Origin of the sequence: Pseudomonas caricapapayae (assembly GCF_001400735.1) — a bacterium.
GTDB classification, from domain to species: domain Bacteria; phylum Pseudomonadota; class Gammaproteobacteria; order Pseudomonadales; family Pseudomonadaceae; genus Aquipseudomonas; species Aquipseudomonas caricapapayae.
The window spans coordinates 94297-109765 of sequence record NZ_LJPW01000054.1 but is presented as its reverse complement, the minus strand read 5'-3'; the positions used below and the strand labels follow the sequence as shown (position 1 = coordinate 109765).

Sequence of the window (15469 nt, the reverse complement as noted above, 5' to 3'; positions counted from 1 at the left end):
CATATAGTTAGCAATAATCCTGCACCGCATGACACGTTAATTACCTGCCTTGCAGCCCTTTAAAATCAAGGGGGTAAAAACTATTGCGGTGCAGAATTTACTTGGTTGGAGTGACCTTTTTCCCGATCCTTTTGCGGATGTAGTTCTCGGTCATCACCACGGTGGTGTGCCCGAGCTGATCGCGAGCTTGAAGGATATCGCCGCTCGACTCAGCCTTATCCGTGCCGGCTTTCGCTCGCAGGTCTCGCATCTGAAATTCTCCCTTCTCCACGCCGGCCGCCTCGCGTGCCGCGTCAAATCTTCCCCGCAACATACTGCTCGTCATAGGCTGGCCGTTATCCATAACGATCAGCCTGGAAGTGCGGATCCTGTGTCCTTCCTTTCTGGTCATAATGCGGTCAATGACCACCTTCAGCTCACCTGTAATTTCAATCCTCCTCTTCGCATTCGTTTTGCTTTGCTGAACCCATAGCCTGCCGTCGCGTATACCAGTATCTAGTGGAGCTGGCTCATAAGCGATTCCAAAGGGTGGGGGTGGTTCAGAATTCGGCGAAAACCGGCACGCCCTTGCGGCGGCAGAGGTCGGCCAGGGCATCCCAAGGGGCTGTGTACCCGATTTGCTTCGCGCGTTGATCGATGTTGTCCCAAGCGCAGGCTTTGGATAGCTCGGCCTTCTCGGCACGTCGCGCTTCGATGCGGGTGAGGATTTTCCGGCAGCGCTTGCAGGTGACCATTTCTGTGTAGGCGGTGAGATGTTCGGGCCAGAACTCTCCCTCGGTGCCGCAGAAGACGCGATCCGAATCGTCAACGTCTGGGTCGTAGTGAACAGCTCTCGCCGCCATGTGTTTTCTCCAGGCAGCTGCCCGCCTGCCGAGGCGTTCAGCGCAATAGGTGAGGGTGGGGTTAGGCTGCCTTGGCTTCGGCTTCTTTTCTTCGTTCGGCTTCAGCCTCGGACATTGCCCAGGCCGGCATGATGGTCTCGATCTTCTCGGATATCCGCCCGTTCGGTTGCCTCAACGCCAACCCGCTGATGGCGGGCACTGGCGGCACGCTCCCGGCTGGCGTGAACGCTGTGGCCGGGTCGGTGCTGGCGGACGGCTACAAGGCCGTTGGCTCTGGCCTGACCGGTATCACCACGCGCTGGTTCAAGGAGCCTGCCCCCTATGGTGAGGCGCAGTGCATCGAGCTGCGTGGCAACATGGCGGCTGCGGGGGGCTACATCTACATGCAACCCACGGCCAACGTGGTACAGACCAATCTGGCGGCCGGCGACGTTATTGAAATGGTGTCGGCGGCGGAAATCATGGGGTCGTCGCGCGGCATTCTGGCTTGGGAGGCTGAATTGACCATCACCAAGACGGTGGGCGGGGCCTCGTCCACGTTCTACTATCGGTCAATGGACAAGTACCAAGAGCCGTTCACCATGCCGGCCAGCTTTTCCGGGGCACTGGAAACGCAGCGCGGCACGATTGACCTGAGTGAAACCTTGATCACCTCGCGCATGGGCCTGTACCTGGCTGCAGGTGTGCCACAGGACTCGACGGTCAAGGCCGCTCAGTTCGGGATACGCAAGGTTTAACTGCTTGGGCTGCCTTGGGCGTATGAATTTATTCGACTTCCTCTATCAGTTCCGCCCCTTGGTTCCGGACGTTGCCCACGGCCTTGCCAACCGTATACCACTCAAACTCATCGACTGGGGCACAGCATTCCCTAGCTATCGCGGCAGCGCGCGATGGGGCAGTGGACGGGCCTGTCCACTCGCGAGCCAGTTCAGGACTGAGGAGCAGTGGTCTCCGGTCGTGTATGTCGACCATTCCCTGATCGCTACCTGGTGGTGTAACTCTGGCTCATCAAGTCATGCCTCATGGCCCTTAAGGGTTTGCCGGCACGCTCTCAGTGGATGCAGGAAAGTTTGTAGCGGTACGAAGACCGATAGCAGAATCATTGCTGCATCTGGTGCAACATTTACATGCAAGTGAACCGGGTTGCTGCACGTGAAGCTTGGCGATCATACTGCCCTCATCGTTTTTGCTGCCTTATAGACCCGATGATGAATCTTGACGTTTTAGACTCACAACACAGTGATGAGATTGCTGCATTTCTTGCGATAGCTTCACAGGGAACATTCGTGTCAGCAGGGCGTTTATTGCAACGGCATCCCAGTATTATTTCGAAGCGGCTGGCTTCTATGGAGAAAAGGCTGGGCATCCGCTTGATTGAACGTTCCACCCGCCAAGTGCGCTTGACCGAATCAGGGAACAAGCTGGAGCAACGTTTGAGAGCGGCAGTCGAGACGCTGCGCGAAGCCCAGCAGGAAGCTGTCCTGGGCGCAAGCGAGGTACGCGGTGTGCTTCGTCTCGCATTGCCTGGGGCTTTTGGGCGCATGTGGCTGGCCTCCCTCCTGCCGGAGTTCATGCAGTTGCATCCCGATGTTGCTGTCACGGCTGACTATAGCGAACGACGGGTAGATCTCATCGAAGAAGGGTTCGACGCGGCGATCCGTATCGGAGAGCTTGAAGATAGCCGTTTGACTGCTATTCGGCTCTGCCACCATCGACGAGGCCTTACCGCCTCACCAGGCTATCTCGGACGGTACGGCATACCCAGAATTCCAAATGACCTGAATGAGCATAGATGTCTGCGCTTTAGCGGGCTGGCATCGTTCCCGCAATGGCGACTTTATCGAGACAAGGAGCTTCACACCATCTCCACTACAGGCAACTTGACCAGTAATGACAGCGAGTCCTTGCTGCAAGCTGCCAGGGCCGGCATGGGAATCCTAGGGGCTGGTGACTGGCTGACTAGCCAAGACATTGCCTCCGGCACGCTGGTCTCGGTTTTGCCTGATTGGCAGCTGGATACGGCAGGCGGCATATATCTGGTCAGGCCATCGGTTCGATTCAACAGTGCTGCAATGACCGCCTTTAAGCAATGGATAGAGTCGAAGTTTAAGCCGACGCCCCCGTGGTGTGCAGTCCAAGGCTAGTTATATTTCATAAGAGCGTCTGGAGGTTTCTTGTACAAGGGTATCGCGCTGTCAATTGGCTCATCCTGTCTTTTCGGCTTCCTGTACTACTATGCAACACTGTTGCGGCCCTTGAATGGGGAGCAGATTTTTGGGTGGCGCATGCTACTGATGCTGCCCTGCATAACGGTGTTTCTGCTGGTAAGCGGAGAGTGGCGGCACGTGGCTTCAATCAGCCAACGCCTCAGGCATAAACCTTCGCAACTTGCGTTGCTGTGTCTGAGCAGCCTTTTGCTGGGTTCGCAACAGTGGCTGTTCATGTGGGCGCCGCTGAATGGACGAGGGCTGGAGGTATCCTTGGGGTACTTCTTGTTGCCGCTGGTAATGCTCATGGTGGGTAAGGTTTTCTATGGCGAGCGTTTAAGCGCGATGCAGAAGGCAGCAGCGGTTTTTGCCGTACTTGGGGTGCTGAATGAACTGTATCAGGTGGGTCAATTTTCTTGGGCAACGATGCTCGTAGCCATCGGTTTCCCGCTGTACTTTATGCTGCGACGCAAGCTGGCAACTGCGAACTTGGGTGGCCTCTGGTTCGATATTCTGCTCACGTTCCCGGTGGCGGCGTGGTTTGCGGTGGGCCAAAGCGGCGAGGAAAACGCGCCTGGATTTACCTGGCAGCTGGGCGTCCTTCTTGCCGGCCTGGCAATGATCAGCGCAGCGGCCTTCATGGCCTACACCCTAGCGGGAAAGCTTTTGCCATTTGGTCTGTTTGGTTTACTTGGCTACGTGGAGCCTGTGCTCTTGGTCGCTGTGGCATTTGCGTTGGGAGAGCACATCAAGCCAGCGCAATGGCTGACATATGTTCCCATCTGGATTGCAGTAGGGTTGCTGCTAGCGGAAGGGGGCCGCTATCTAGCGCAAACGTCCTGTCATTCCCTAGAGAAAAACCAGCCCTTATAGCGCTTCTGCACTTTTTGCGACAACCTGAAGTGCCGTAGGGAGTGGTCCCTTTGAGAGCTACTGACGTGGAGATGGGGGGAACCCCCGTACGCCGGTACTCCGCTTTCGGGTTGGACTGGATAGTCAAAGTCGCGCAGTTCGGGATTCGCAAGGTGTAGGCCCGCTTAGAGCGCTAAACCTTTTCACCCCATCTTTCCGGGTTGATTCCTGCAGATCTCATAACTTCACGATGCTGGTCGATGACGTACTTCTGTGAGTTGATTGTCGCCCAAGAGTCGCAAGCGTCGCGCAGCAGATCAGATATCCGGCTGTCCGCGTCTCTCAGCTTTATCCGGAGCCTGTCACGCTCGAGGGCTGCGTCTTTGTGCATGTCGATGAGCTTCGTGACGTGCTTGCGATATCGGTCGACCTCGTCGCGCAGCAGTCTGTTTTTCTCCGCCACCAGGTGCGCGTGCTGCTTAAGCATCTGTTCCGCGCAGGGGCAAAACGGCCAGTCTTCGGCGTAGTCGATGTTCATGATGGGTGATCCTCAAATGCTGTGTGTGCATGCAGTAGTTGGGTCATTCAGATTTGGGGAGTGGTGTTCGTCGGCAGGACGCCGGGGGAGGGCTTTTTTAGAATTGCGGACCACGACTGTTTTTGCGGACCAAAACAAGAAGGGCCTACTGAGCAAAATGCCCCATAAGCCCTTGATATATATGTGGTGCCCCGAGCCGGGGTCGAACCGGCACGTCCAAAGGACGAGGGATTTTAAGTCCCTTGCGTCTACCAATTTCGCCATCGGGGCGGTAGCGCCAAGAGCAGGGAATATATACACCCGGCCCCCATGAAGCAAGCTCGAAAGCGTCACAAATGGCTCAGGATGACGCTTTTTTGTCTGTCAGAAATGCTTGGCAAATCATGAGGCTACGAATTTTTATTGGAGCAAAGGCTGAATTTCCGTCTCCGGCCGATCAGGCTTTGCGCTCTTTCGCCACCGCCTCGTTAACCACGGCGTCGACTTTGTCAGCCAGTATCCGCAGGTAACTGGCCAAGGCAACTTCTTCCAGGCGCAGGCCTTTACGCTGTCGGGAGCGGGGGAGTTTGGCCAGGTTGCCGAGCAGAAAGCCCTCCAGCACCGCAGGATGGATGTAGCATTTGCGGCAGATGGCCGGGGTGTTGCCCAGTTGTTTCGAGACGGCCTTGACCATATCGACGATGTGTCGTTTAGCGTCGGCTTCCGGTTCCCAGTGCAGCTTTTGCAGGGTGGCCAAAGCCAAAGCGCTGGCTGCCCAGGTCCGGTAATCCTTGGCGGTGAAATCCGAGCCGGTGAGGCTTTGCAGGTAGGCGTTGATATCGGATGACGTCACCGCATGACGCACGCCGTCTTCATCCAGGTACTGAAACAAGTTCTGCCCCGGCAATTCCATGCAACGCTTGATCACATTGGCCAGACGCCGATCCTTGACGCTGACTTTGTGTTCGACGCCGCTTTTACCCCTGAACTCGAACAGGATCTGGCCACCTTTGACCTCGACATGCTTGTTACGCAGAGTCGTCAGGCCGTAAGAGCGGTTTTCCTTGGCATACTGGCTGTTGCCGATGCGGATCAGCGTTGCATCGAGCAGCGAAATAACCGTCGCCATGACTTTTTCCCGGCCCATGCCGGGTTGAGCGAGTTGCGCCTCAATCTGTTTGCGCACCTTGGGCAGCGCATGGCCGAACTCGATCAGGCGCGAGTATTTGTCCTGGTCACGAATCTCGCGCCAGCGTGGGTGGTAGCGGTACTGCTTGCGGCCACGCGCATCGCGCCCGGTGGCCTGCAGGTGGCCCATCGGGTCAGCACAAATCCAGACATCGGTGTAAGCGGGTGGGACTGCCAAGGCGTTGATCCGCTTGATCTCTGCCTCGTCTTTGATCCGCTCACCCTTGGTATTGAAGTAGGCAAATTTGCCGCGCAGTACCTTGCGCGTAAGGCCCGGCTGAGTGTCGTCTACGTAATGCAGTTCACTGGCGGGCGGGCTGATGGCAGTCGAGTCAGGCATGGCTAAGTTCCAAAGGCAGTTAAAAACACTGACCTCGGCCTTTTACCGTGGTGCCGTTTATTTGTTGCCTGACCGGTTTTTCAGGGCGTCAGGCCAGTACGGCAACCGCCTTTATCTGCGCCCAAAGCGACTGGCCTCTGTGCAGATTCAACTGGTCGCTGGAGTAGCGCGTGATGCGCGCCAGCAAAGGCGTGCTCCCGGTGTCCAGTTTTACAAGTACATGTGCCGAATTGTCGGCCAGCGCTTCCTCGACCACGGTGACCGGCAAACGATTGAGGATGCTGCTTTGATCGTCGGGTTGCAGGTTCAGACTGACATCCCGGGCCTGAACCTTGACGCGCAGATGGGTGCCGATCTGCATTTCGGCGTGTGCGACGCGCATGCTCAGGCTGCTGCCCGGCAGGGTGACGGTCAGCAATTGATAATGACGGTCGTACGCGCTGACCGTGCCTTCGATGACCACGCCTGCATCGTCGCCCATCGCCAGCGGCAGGTCCAGGCGCGCCAGTGTTTCGCGGATCGGGCCGCTGGTCAGCACCTTGCCGGCCTCAAGTAACACCAGATGATCGGCCAGCCGCGCCACCTCGTCCTGAGCGTGGCTGACATACAGCATGGGGATGTCCAGCTCGCGGTGCAGGCGTTCCAGGTACGGCAGGATTTCACTTTTGCGCCTGGCGTCCAGCGCTGCCAAGGGTTCATCGAGCAGCATCAGGCGCGGGCTGGTCAACAGTGCGCGTGCAATGCCCACGCGCTGACGCTCGCCACCGGACAGCTTGTCAGGGCTGCGCTCTAACAGATGGTCGATGCCGAGCAGCTCGGTGGCCTGCGGCAATTGAATGCTGCGCTGCTGACGCGGGATGCGTTTCATGCCGAATTCCAGATTGGCTCGCACGGACAGGTGCGGGAACAGGCTGGCTTCCTGAAATACATAGCCGATCGCCCGCTTGTGCGGAGCGAGGAAAATGTCTTTTTCAGTGTCTTGCCAGACTTCATCATGAACACGAATGAAGCCGTGGCTGGCTTTTTCCAGCCCGGCAATGCAGCGCAGGCAGGTGGTCTTGCCCGAGCCTGAAGGCCCGAACAGCGCCGTGATGCCCGACCCCGGCAGGGTCAGGTCGGTACTCATGGTGAAGTCCGGGTAGCTCATCTGCATGCGAACGTCTATCGGTGACGCCATGACTCAGCTCCATCCTGCTTTGGATTTACCGCTGGAATACAGCGCCAACAGCACCAGAAAGGAGAACACCAGCATCGCTCCGGCCAGCCAGTGTGCTTGCAGGTACTTCATGGACTCGACGTGATCGAAAATCTGCACGGATACCACGCGGGTTTTCTCGGGGATGTTGCCGCCAATCATCAGCACCACGCCGAACTCGCCGACCGTGTGCGCAAACCCCAGAATCGCCCCTGTAATAAAGCCAGGCTTTGCCAGCGGCAGAATCACGTGGAAGAACGTGTCCCATTGACCCGCTCTCAACGTGGCTGCTACCTCCAGCGGACGGGTGCCAATGGCTGCAAATGCGTTCTGCAGTGGCTGGACGACGAAAGGCATTGAGTACAGGACCGAGCCGATCACCAGTCCGGCAAAGCTGAAGGTCAGTGTGCCCAGTCCCAGACTCTGGGTGAGCTGGCCCACTGCGCCATTGGGGCCAAGCAACAGCAGCAGGTAAAAGCCGATGACCGTCGGCGGCAAAACCAGAGGCAGGGCGACGACTGCGCCAATCGGCCCCTTGAGCCATGAATCAGTGCGCGCCAGCCACAGCGCGATGGGCGTGCCGATGATCAACAGGATGACGGTGGTCAATGACGCCAGCTTCAGTGTCAGCCAGATCGCCGCGATGTCGGCACTTCCCAGGGGCATTTACAGCTGGTATCCGAAAGACTTGATGATGGCGGCGGCTTTTGGGCCTTTAAGGTACTCGACCAGCGCCTTGGCAGCGGCGTTGTCCTTGCCCTTGTTGAGGATAACGGCGTCTTGCTTGATCGGGTCATGCAGGGCGTCCGGGACGATCCAGGCCGACCCGCTGGTCAGTTTGCCGTCCTTGTAGATCTGTGACAGAGCCACGAAGCCAAGTTCCGCATTGCCGGTGGAAACGAACTGGTAGGCCTGGGTAATGCTCTGGCCTTCGACTATTTTGGCTTTGGTTGCGTCGGTCAGGCCCAGCTTGCTCAGAACTTGTGTCGCTGCCAGGCCATAAGGGGCAGCCTTGGGGTTGGCGATGGACAAGTGTTGATATTGATTGGCCTTGAGCACTTCGCCCTTGCCGTCTACATAACCGTCCTTGGCCGACCACAGCGCCAAGGTGCCTACAGCATACGTGAAACGCGATCCCTTGACGGTGTCGCCTTCCTGCTCGAGCTTTGCCGGGGTGGTGTCGTCGGCCGACAGGAACACCTCAAAAGGGGCGCCATTCTTGATCTGTGTGTAGAACTGACCGGTAGCGCCAAACGCGGCAACAAGCTTGTGGCCGGTGTCCTTTTCGAAGTCAGTGGCAATCGCCTGGATGGGCGCGGTGAAATTGGCTGCGACGGCGACCTGAACCTCGTCGGCAAACACGTTGGCTGTAGCTGATGCGGCGAGGGCCAGGGCAGAGAACTTGAGGATGGCGCGCAGCGTGGTCGTTCGCATGGAACAGCTCCTTGATGATGAAAACGCACGCCGTCGAAATAAAGGCGTTTCGCTATATAGTTAAATATATAGCGATAGCCTGTTGTTCTGAAAGCACTGTTTTACCGGGGCGAGAGAATTTTCAGCGCGTTTTCAGCCAGTTGCCGAGTCAGTTCGGTCGCGCCCAACTGATGTTTGATACCAACCGCCTGACCTGCCCAAAGGTTCGTGAAGTCACTGCTGCCGCGTTTTTCTGCTTGCGCGCGCAATGGCATCAGCGCTCCGCCCGCTAAGGGGAACGCCGGGGCGAGGGCACTGACAGGGCCTGTTTCGCGCATGATTCGATTGACGATACCGCGCGCCGGACGCCCGGTGAAGAGATTGGTCAACGCAGTCTGGCTGCCCGTGGCAGTGTGCAGCGCCTGGCGATGCAGTGCACTGACGCTGGCTTCAGGGCAGAACAGATACGCCGTACCTACCTGGACCGCCGAAGCGCCCAGAACAACTGCCGCCGCAACTCCGCGGCCGTCTGCAATACCGCCCGCAGCGATGACCGGGATGCGCACGGCGTCCACTATTTGCGGCACCAGCGCCAGAGTGCCGACCTGAGTGTGCAGTTGATCGCTGAGGAATAGACCCCGATGACCACCGGCTTCGTAGCCCATGGCAATTACCGCATCGCAGCCATGCTGCTCCAGCCAGACGGCTTCCTCGACCGTAGTGGCCGATGAAATGATCTTTGCCCCAGTGGCTCTGACCCGCTCCAGCAGTGCTCGCTCGGGAAGGCCGAAGTGGAAGCTCACCACCCCCGGCTTCAGGCGCTCGACCAGCGTACAGGTGTCGCTGTCGAAAGGGGCACGGTTGGAAACGGGCGTCGGTGCATCGAAATCGGCCCCCAACTCTTCGTAATAAGGTTTAAGCGTCTGTTTCCAGAGTTCGGCGCGTTCTGCATCATAGGCCGGAGGCTGATGGCAGAAGAAGTTCAGGTTCAGCGGTGGATTGCCGGCGTATTGCCGAAAGGTAGTGACTTCCTTTTCGATTTGCTCAGGGTTCAGCATTGCGCAGGGCAGCGATCCCAGCCCGCCAGCCTTCGCGACAGCAATGGCCATTTGTGATCCGGTGGCTCCGGCCATAGGAGCTTGCAGCACCGGCAGTTCGATATTTAGCAGGTCAATAATGCGGGTGTCCGGCCATTGGCTCATGTGTTTCTCCAGCTTGCATTCAGGCAGTCATGCACAGGGTATTGAGCGCGAGACTGGCGTGAATGGCAAACGGCATTTCCGGTGCAAAACATAGACCGCGCGGCGAGGTTGACATAAAAAACGATCGGTCTAATATTCCGGCATGACTCAATTGCCTGTAAAAACCAGACGCCCCGGGCGGCCACCGAAAGTGGACCGCGACAACCTCGAAACCCGCGAGGTACTGCTGCGCCGTGGTCTGGAAGTGCTTACTGAGCAAAGCTTTTCGGCCACCGGGCTGGATTACATCCTTAAGGAAATCGGCATCCCCAAAGGCTCGTTCTATCACTACTTCACCAGCAAGGAAGCCTTCGGCCGGGCGGTACTGGATGAGTACGCCCGCTATTTTGCACAGCGGCTGGACCACTGGCTGCTGAACGAGGCGCTATCGCCACTGGAGCGACTGGTCGGCTTTGTGCAAAGTGCCAAGAGCGGCATGGCGCGGCATGATTATCGACGCGGTTGCATGGTCGGCAACTTGGGCCAGGAAGTCGGTCTGTTGCCGGAAGGGTTTCGTAACGTACTGGAGCAGACGCTGCTGGACTGGCAGTTGAAGCTGGCGTGTTGTCTCAGGGCCGCACAGGCGCACGGTGAGTTGGCCAGAAGTGCCGATTGCGACGAACTGGCCGCGTTTTTCTGGATCGGCTGGGAAGGGGCGGTGCTCCGGGCACGGCTGGTCAAAAGCGACACACCACTGAACACGTTCATTGCCGGTTACCTTCGTGGTTTGCCGCAATGAATTGTTCTTCAGGACTATTTAAAGACGATCAGTCTAAATTGGAGGCGCACATGTTCAAGGGCATTTTGATCGACAAGGACGATGCGGGCTATCGCGTCAATCTGACCGATATCGACGAAGCACAATTGCCTTCTGGTGATGTGACGATAAACGTGTCACACAGCACGCTGAACTATAAGGACGCGCTGGCAATCACTGGCCAAAGCCCTATCGTGCGCAGTTTTCCGATGGTGCCGGGCATTGATCTGGCGGGTACGGTGCAAGCCAGCGAAACGTCTGAGTACAAGGTGGGCGACAAGGTCCTCCTAAATGGCTGGGGTGTTGGCGAAGGGCACTGGGGCGGCCTGGCGCAAAAGTCGCGACTCAAAAGCGAATGGCTCATTCCATTGCCGGATGCGTTCACGCCCGCGCAGGCGATGGCCATCGGCACGGCGGGTTACACCGCGATGCTCAGCGTATTGGCTCTTGAGAAGCACGGTTTGACGCCCGACCACGGCGATGTGCTGGTGACCGGTGCCAATGGTGGGGTTGGCAGCTTTGCCATCGCTATCCTGGCCAGGCTCGGCTATCGGGTAATTGCTTCCACCGGGCGCGTTTCGGAAAGTGAGTATCTGCACCAACTCGGCGCAGCGCAGATCGTTGACCGGGCGACCCTTTCGCAACCGGGGCGACCTTTGGTCAAGGAGCAATGGGCGGCGGCAATCGACTCTGTCGGTAGTCATACGCTGGCAAATGTGTGCGCCGGTATTCGTTATCGCGGCATAGTGGCGGCCTGCGGCCTGGCGCAGGGTATGGAGTTTCCGGGCTCGGTTGCGCCGTTCATTCTGCGGGGTGTCACGCTGGCCGGCATCGACAGCGTGACCCGCCCGCGCGCTGATCGGCTTGAAGCCTGGTCCAGGCTGGCGACCGATCTTGACCTGGCGTTGTTGCCGCTGATCAGCCGGGAAATCGGCTTGAGCGAGGTGATCGATACTGCGCCGCAACTGATTGCGGGTCAGGTTCGTGGCCGTGTCGTGGTGGACACCGGGCGCTGAACAGGGTCAAAAAGGTTGCTTTGGCCTTCGTCATGCCGCTCCGGCAAGCCGCCAAGTTGACGATGCAACTGAGCCGTGCCGAGCCCGGTTTCGCAGAGTTGCAACGGGATGTGATTGCCAAGTGCTGAGTTCGGGGTGATCAGCCACTGAGCGGCCCGTTCGGGCGTTTCAAACGCCCGTAAAGCGTGACTGGCAACCATTGCGACACGATCCAGACGCTCAGAGGCCACCGGGTCCAGTGACTGTTGCTGGCGCTGGCGACGTTCCAGGGTCGAGATCGATGCGTTGAACAGTGCTTCCATTTGCGGGGGAGCCAGGCGTAGCGCTTCCCGGACTGCGCGGATCCAGCCAGGCGCAAAGCCCGCCTGAATGTTAGTCAGGCGTTCGGCTGCGCTGCGCTGACTGACCTGATGGGCCAGCAACCAGAAACGTGCAGCCGCCTCGCGACGGCCATGTGCTTTGCTAGCGAGGGGCAGAATCAAGATGCCTAATTGCCTTTGGTATCTGGGAAGAAGGCCAAGGCTATATCAGTCAGAGCGTCGTTCAAGCGGCGTGCTGTTACCGGTGATTGCCGCATGGGCTGAGGTTGTTGCGCTGAACACGCTGCGGCAAAGGTGCCGCGCCAGAGGCTCCGTGCTAAAGTCAGCCGCCTGAATACGAATGAAGAGCGACGGGGCTGTCCGCACGCGCTTGCACCAGAAAAGGCGTCGCTCCACATGCCGCATGACCGTCACAGCAACCAGGACGCACGCATTGTCAGCCAGCCTTCGCTGCCTGATGTCAACAAGCCGCTGCGCCTCTACCTCGACCGCCTGGCACCTTCGAGCCGCCTGACCATGACCTATGTTCTGCAGGACGCGGCAGATCGTCTGGGCATGGCTGACGTCGATATTCATGACATTCCCTGGCACACCCTGCAGCCTGGCCATGTCACCGCACTGGTCGCGACGCTGCGTGAAGACGACTACGCGCCCAACACCACCTCGCTGTATGTGAATGCTATCCGTGGCGTGATGAACGAAGCCTGGCGGCACGACCTGATCAGCCACGATCAGTTGCTGAAAATCCGCTCCATCAAGCCTGTCGGCGGCACGCGCCTGGTCAAAGGCCGTAATATTCGCCGTACGTTGATTCGTGAACTGATGGAGGCATGCGCTGCAGACCCCAGGCCACAGGGGCGTCGCGATGCCGCGATTATTGCGATTCTGTATGGGTCGGGGATGCGCAAATCCGAGTCGGTCAACCTGGATCTTTCACAGATCGATTTCGCCGAACGCAGCCTTCGAGTGCTGGGCAAAGGCAACAAACAGTTGATCAAATACGCCCCGGAGTGGGCGTTCAAGGCGCTGAACGACTGGCTGGAACTGCGCCGCTCGTGCCTCCAGCCGGGGCAGGGCGATGACGCCTTCCTGTTCAACCGGATTCGACGCGGCAGTCATATCACCCGCGACCGAATCACCAAACACGCCATTTACTTCATCGCCAAGCAGCGTGGACGGCAGGTGGGCGTCGATATCATGCCTCACGATTTCCGGCGTTCGTTCATCACCCGGGTGATCGAAGAGTTCGATCTGTCGATTGCCCAGAAGCTCGCGCACCACACGCACATCTCGACCACCGCCAGTTATGACATGCGCAGCGAGAACGAGCGCCGCAACATAGTGGACGGGTTTGATCTTTAAGCAAAAAAAAGCCACCTCGCGTAAGCAGGGTGGCTTAAAGATCTAACCAAAGGAGTGATGAAGCAGAGCAGAGATTCTCAGGCCTAGCGACGCGGATTCGCCAGACCGGGGATATGTTCGTTCATCGCCGACAACGTTAACACGGCAGCCGCCGATTCAATTATCAGCGTTATTGATACCCGTCATTGCCAAAAAACATAGCGACGGCCAGCGTTTGCGGCGATGGCCATCCAGAAAATCGATTTCTCGAACCTGAGCTATCCGGCAATCGAATAGCCAACAATTGGCAACACTTTCATGCTTTACCGCACTTGAAACGTACGGAAATGAGCATGGAAAAGTTCGCTATACACCGTAAAACCCGCTTCGACTCACTGGTACATGAGTACGGGCTGGAAGGCAGTCGCCTGTTGCCATGGGACGGCTATCCAATGCCGTTTGCCGGCGGCTGGTGCGTGGTCCGTCCGGGCACCTGCAGCGAAGCGCATACCCAGATCGATCAGGAAATCTTCATTGCCATCAAGGGCAGTGCCCGTCTGGTAATCGGCGACAGGCAGATGGAATTCACTGTCGGCGATATCGCCGCCATTCCGAAACATACCAACCATTACGTCATCAATGATTCCACCGAGGACTTCCACTTTTATGTGGTGTGGTGGGACATGAACTACGTGAACGCCTTCGTGGCGCAGCATGACCAGAGCACGGGGTGCCTTGATGAGTAAGTTCATCGTTACCATCACGCCGCCCACTCCCAATGGCGATTTGCACATAGGCCATATTGCAGGCCCGTTTCTGGCGGCAGACGTCTTTACCCGGGTTCAGCGCCAGCGTGGTCACGAATGCGTGCTGGTTTCCTATTCCGATGATTACCAGTCCTACATGTTGCGTAAGGGGCTGGAGCAGGGCGTCGATCCGATCGAACTGGCAGGACGTAATTCCGACCGTATCGAAGCGTCGCTGGCGGCGATCAACATAAAACCCGACAACTGGATGCGTCCGCACGACAACCCCTGGTTCGCAGAGGCGGTTGGCGAGGTCTTCAACGCGTTGCGTGACGACGGTTCGATCGAGTTTCGTGACTCCAGCGAGCCTTACTGCCCCGATTGCGATGTCTGGGGCTATGAGGCATTCGCCCGGGGCAACTGCAATTACTGTGGTGCCGAGTCCGATGCCAGCCAGTGCGAGAACTGCGCTCAGGCCCCCGACGCAGAACTGATGATCGGCTTGCACTGCAAGCTCTGCAAGCAACCGTCGCAATGGAAAACGGCTCATCGCGCGTTTCTGAAGCTGGCTGATTTCAAGCCGCAACTGGCTAATCGTCTGTTGGGCCAGCAATGGCGCAAGCCGCTCGACAACTGGCTGCGCGACACGCTGGAGCACCTGCATGACTGGGGCGTAACCCGTCCGGGCGACGGCGGGCTTGACCTGCAGGCCGACGGTTCCTGCCGCACCCACACCTGGTTCATGGGCCTGGCGGGCTATATGGCGGCATTTCGTGAATATGCCGACAGCGTCGAACGTCCAGAGCTGTTCCGTCAGTACTGGCAGTCGGGGCAGGGCACGCTGGTGCATTTTCTCGGCTTTGACTGCGTGTTCAGCCACGCCGTCGTCTACCCGGCGCAGCTGTCGGCGCTGCGCGATATCAAGGTTCGCCAGCGCTTCATGCCCAATCAGTTTCTGAAACTGGACGGCCTGAACCTGTCGACCAGCCGCAACCACGCGATCTGGGTCGGCGATCTGGCCCGTGAAGCCTGCGCCGACAGTGCGCGCCTGTATCTGGCGAGCATCGCTCCTGAGGAAAGCGAAGGCGATTTTCGTCTGGCGCATTTCCTTGAGTGGCGGGCGGAGGTGTTCAACGAGTTTTTCCCCGCCTTGCTGGACGCCGGAAAAAATCGCGACGACAGCTGGTGGAGCGGTCTCTGCGGAGCGGACGCCGGGTTGTTGGAGGCATTGCGCGTGCAATGGAACAGAGCCACAGAGCCTGCGAAATTCTCGATGAAAAACATGGCTCTGGTTCTGCTCGACGTGATCGCCATTACCCGTGCGCGTCTGGCTGAAGGCCGGTCCGTCAGCCATCTGGCGGCGTTCATCGCAGTGGCTGGCAGGGCGCTGATTCCAGAGACGTCAGCGCACATCATGATGGCATTCGATCTGCCCGAAGCCCGGGTGAACGCCACGCTCATGAACGGCGCGGCTGCCGAATACTCCATCTGAAC

The 15469-nt window shown here is 58.3% G+C and carries 15 protein-coding genes, 1 tRNA gene and 3 pseudogenes; 8 read left to right on the top strand and 11 right to left on the bottom strand.

Annotated elements, in window-relative coordinates:
• Positions 1-97 precede the first annotated feature (97 nt).
• Positions 98-487 (bottom strand): annotated as a pseudogene (locus ALO80_RS07700) (tyrosine-type recombinase/integrase); the annotation flags it as partial.
• A 52-nt stretch (positions 488-539) separates the two neighbouring features.
• The gene (locus tag ALO80_RS07695) at positions 540-842 is read right to left on the bottom strand and encodes a hypothetical protein (RefSeq protein ID WP_055008529.1); all 303 of its coding nucleotides are present in this window, start codon (positions 840-842) and stop codon (positions 540-542) included.
• Between the two features lie 140 nt (positions 843-982).
• On the opposite strand from ALO80_RS07695, the pseudogene ALO80_RS31950 reads away from it, so the two are divergent.
• A pseudogene (locus ALO80_RS31950) lies at positions 983-1579 on the top strand (SGNH/GDSL hydrolase family protein); the annotation flags it as partial.
• A 28-nt stretch (positions 1580-1607) separates the two neighbouring features.
• On the opposite strand, the pseudogene ALO80_RS07685 reads toward ALO80_RS31950, so the two are convergent.
• Positions 1608-1826: pseudogene (locus ALO80_RS07685) on the bottom strand (SOS response-associated peptidase family protein); the annotation flags it as partial.
• Between the two features lie 224 nt (positions 1827-2050).
• On the opposite strand from ALO80_RS07685, the gene ALO80_RS07680 reads away from it, so the two are divergent.
• Entirely contained in the window at positions 2051-2986 is a 936-nt protein-coding gene (locus ALO80_RS07680; protein WP_055008527.1) for a LysR family transcriptional regulator, read from the top strand.
• 30 nt (positions 2987-3016) lie between these two features.
• A complete protein-coding gene (gene rarD / locus ALO80_RS07675; protein WP_055008526.1) occupies positions 3017-3922 on the top strand; it encodes an EamA family transporter RarD in 906 nt (301 codons plus the stop codon).
• 172 nt (positions 3923-4094) lie between these two features.
• Here the strand turns inward: rarD and ALO80_RS31385 are convergent, their stop codons facing one another.
• The 7 genes from ALO80_RS31385 to ALO80_RS07640 all read right to left on the bottom strand — a co-directional run bounded on the left by ALO80_RS31385 (position 4095) and on the right by ALO80_RS07640 (position 9756).
• Entirely contained in the window at positions 4095-4439 is a 345-nt protein-coding gene (locus tag ALO80_RS31385; RefSeq protein ID WP_055008525.1) for a hypothetical protein, read from the bottom strand.
• 184 nt (positions 4440-4623) lie between these two features.
• Positions 4624-4709, bottom strand: a tRNA-Leu gene (locus ALO80_RS07665).
• 166 nt (positions 4710-4875) lie between these two features.
• Positions 4876-5946, bottom strand: a complete 1071-nt coding sequence (locus tag ALO80_RS07660) for a DNA topoisomerase IB (RefSeq protein WP_055008524.1) — start codon at positions 5944-5946, stop codon at positions 4876-4878.
• A gap of 88 nt (positions 5947-6034) precedes the next feature.
• Positions 6035-7123 carry a molybdenum ABC transporter ATP-binding protein gene (gene modC / locus ALO80_RS07655; protein ID WP_055008523.1) on the bottom strand — a complete coding sequence of 363 codons (1089 nt, stop codon included), beginning with the start codon at positions 7121-7123 and terminating at the stop codon, positions 6035-6037.
• Positions 7124-7126: 3 nt separating this feature from the next.
• Positions 7127-7807, bottom strand: a complete 681-nt coding sequence (gene modB, locus ALO80_RS07650) for a molybdate ABC transporter permease subunit (RefSeq protein WP_055008522.1) — start codon at positions 7805-7807, stop codon at positions 7127-7129.
• Positions 7808-8575 carry a molybdate ABC transporter substrate-binding protein gene (gene modA, locus ALO80_RS07645; RefSeq protein ID WP_055008521.1) on the bottom strand — a complete coding sequence of 256 codons (768 nt, stop codon included), beginning with the start codon at positions 8573-8575 and terminating at the stop codon, positions 7808-7810.
• A 101-nt stretch (positions 8576-8676) separates the two neighbouring features.
• Entirely contained in the window at positions 8677-9756 is a 1080-nt protein-coding gene (locus ALO80_RS07640) for an NAD(P)H-dependent flavin oxidoreductase (protein ID WP_055008520.1), read from the bottom strand.
• 142 nt (positions 9757-9898) lie between these two features.
• Between ALO80_RS07640 and acuR the strand changes: the two genes are divergently transcribed.
• Together acuR and acuI are read left to right on the top strand one after the other, a co-directional pair.
• The gene (gene acuR, locus ALO80_RS07635) at positions 9899-10534 is read left to right on the top strand and encodes an acrylate utilization transcriptional regulator AcuR (RefSeq protein WP_055008519.1); all 636 of its coding nucleotides are present in this window, start codon (positions 9899-9901) and stop codon (positions 10532-10534) included.
• 50 nt (positions 10535-10584) lie between these two features.
• The gene (gene acuI / locus ALO80_RS07630) at positions 10585-11568 is read left to right on the top strand and encodes an acrylyl-CoA reductase (NADPH) (RefSeq protein ID WP_055008518.1); all 984 of its coding nucleotides are present in this window, start codon (positions 10585-10587) and stop codon (positions 11566-11568) included.
• Here acuI and ALO80_RS07625 read toward each other — a convergent pair.
• On the bottom strand, positions 11529-12050 hold the full coding sequence (locus ALO80_RS07625; RefSeq protein ID WP_055008517.1) for an antitoxin Xre/MbcA/ParS toxin-binding domain-containing protein: 522 nt from the start codon (positions 12048-12050) through the stop codon (positions 11529-11531). The genes acuI and ALO80_RS07625 overlap by 40 nt on opposite strands.
• Before the next feature lie 234 nt (positions 12051-12284).
• Here ALO80_RS07625 and ALO80_RS07620 point away from each other — a divergent pair, with 234 nt between their 5' ends.
• From ALO80_RS07620 to ALO80_RS07610, 3 genes are all read left to right on the top strand, one after another.
• Complete coding sequence (locus ALO80_RS07620) at positions 12285-13250, top strand: site-specific integrase (RefSeq protein ID WP_055008516.1); 966 nt, start codon at positions 12285-12287, stop codon at positions 13248-13250.
• Positions 13251-13582: 332 nt separating this feature from the next.
• The gene (locus ALO80_RS07615; RefSeq protein WP_054987414.1) at positions 13583-13975 is read left to right on the top strand and encodes a cupin domain-containing protein; all 393 of its coding nucleotides are present in this window, start codon (positions 13583-13585) and stop codon (positions 13973-13975) included.
• Positions 13968-15467 (top strand): methionine--tRNA ligase, encoded by a 1500-nt coding sequence (locus tag ALO80_RS07610; protein ID WP_055008515.1) that lies wholly within the window; start codon positions 13968-13970, stop codon positions 15465-15467. The genes ALO80_RS07615 and ALO80_RS07610 overlap by 8 nt, the downstream gene beginning before the upstream one ends.
• Positions 15468-15469 lie beyond the last annotated feature (2 nt).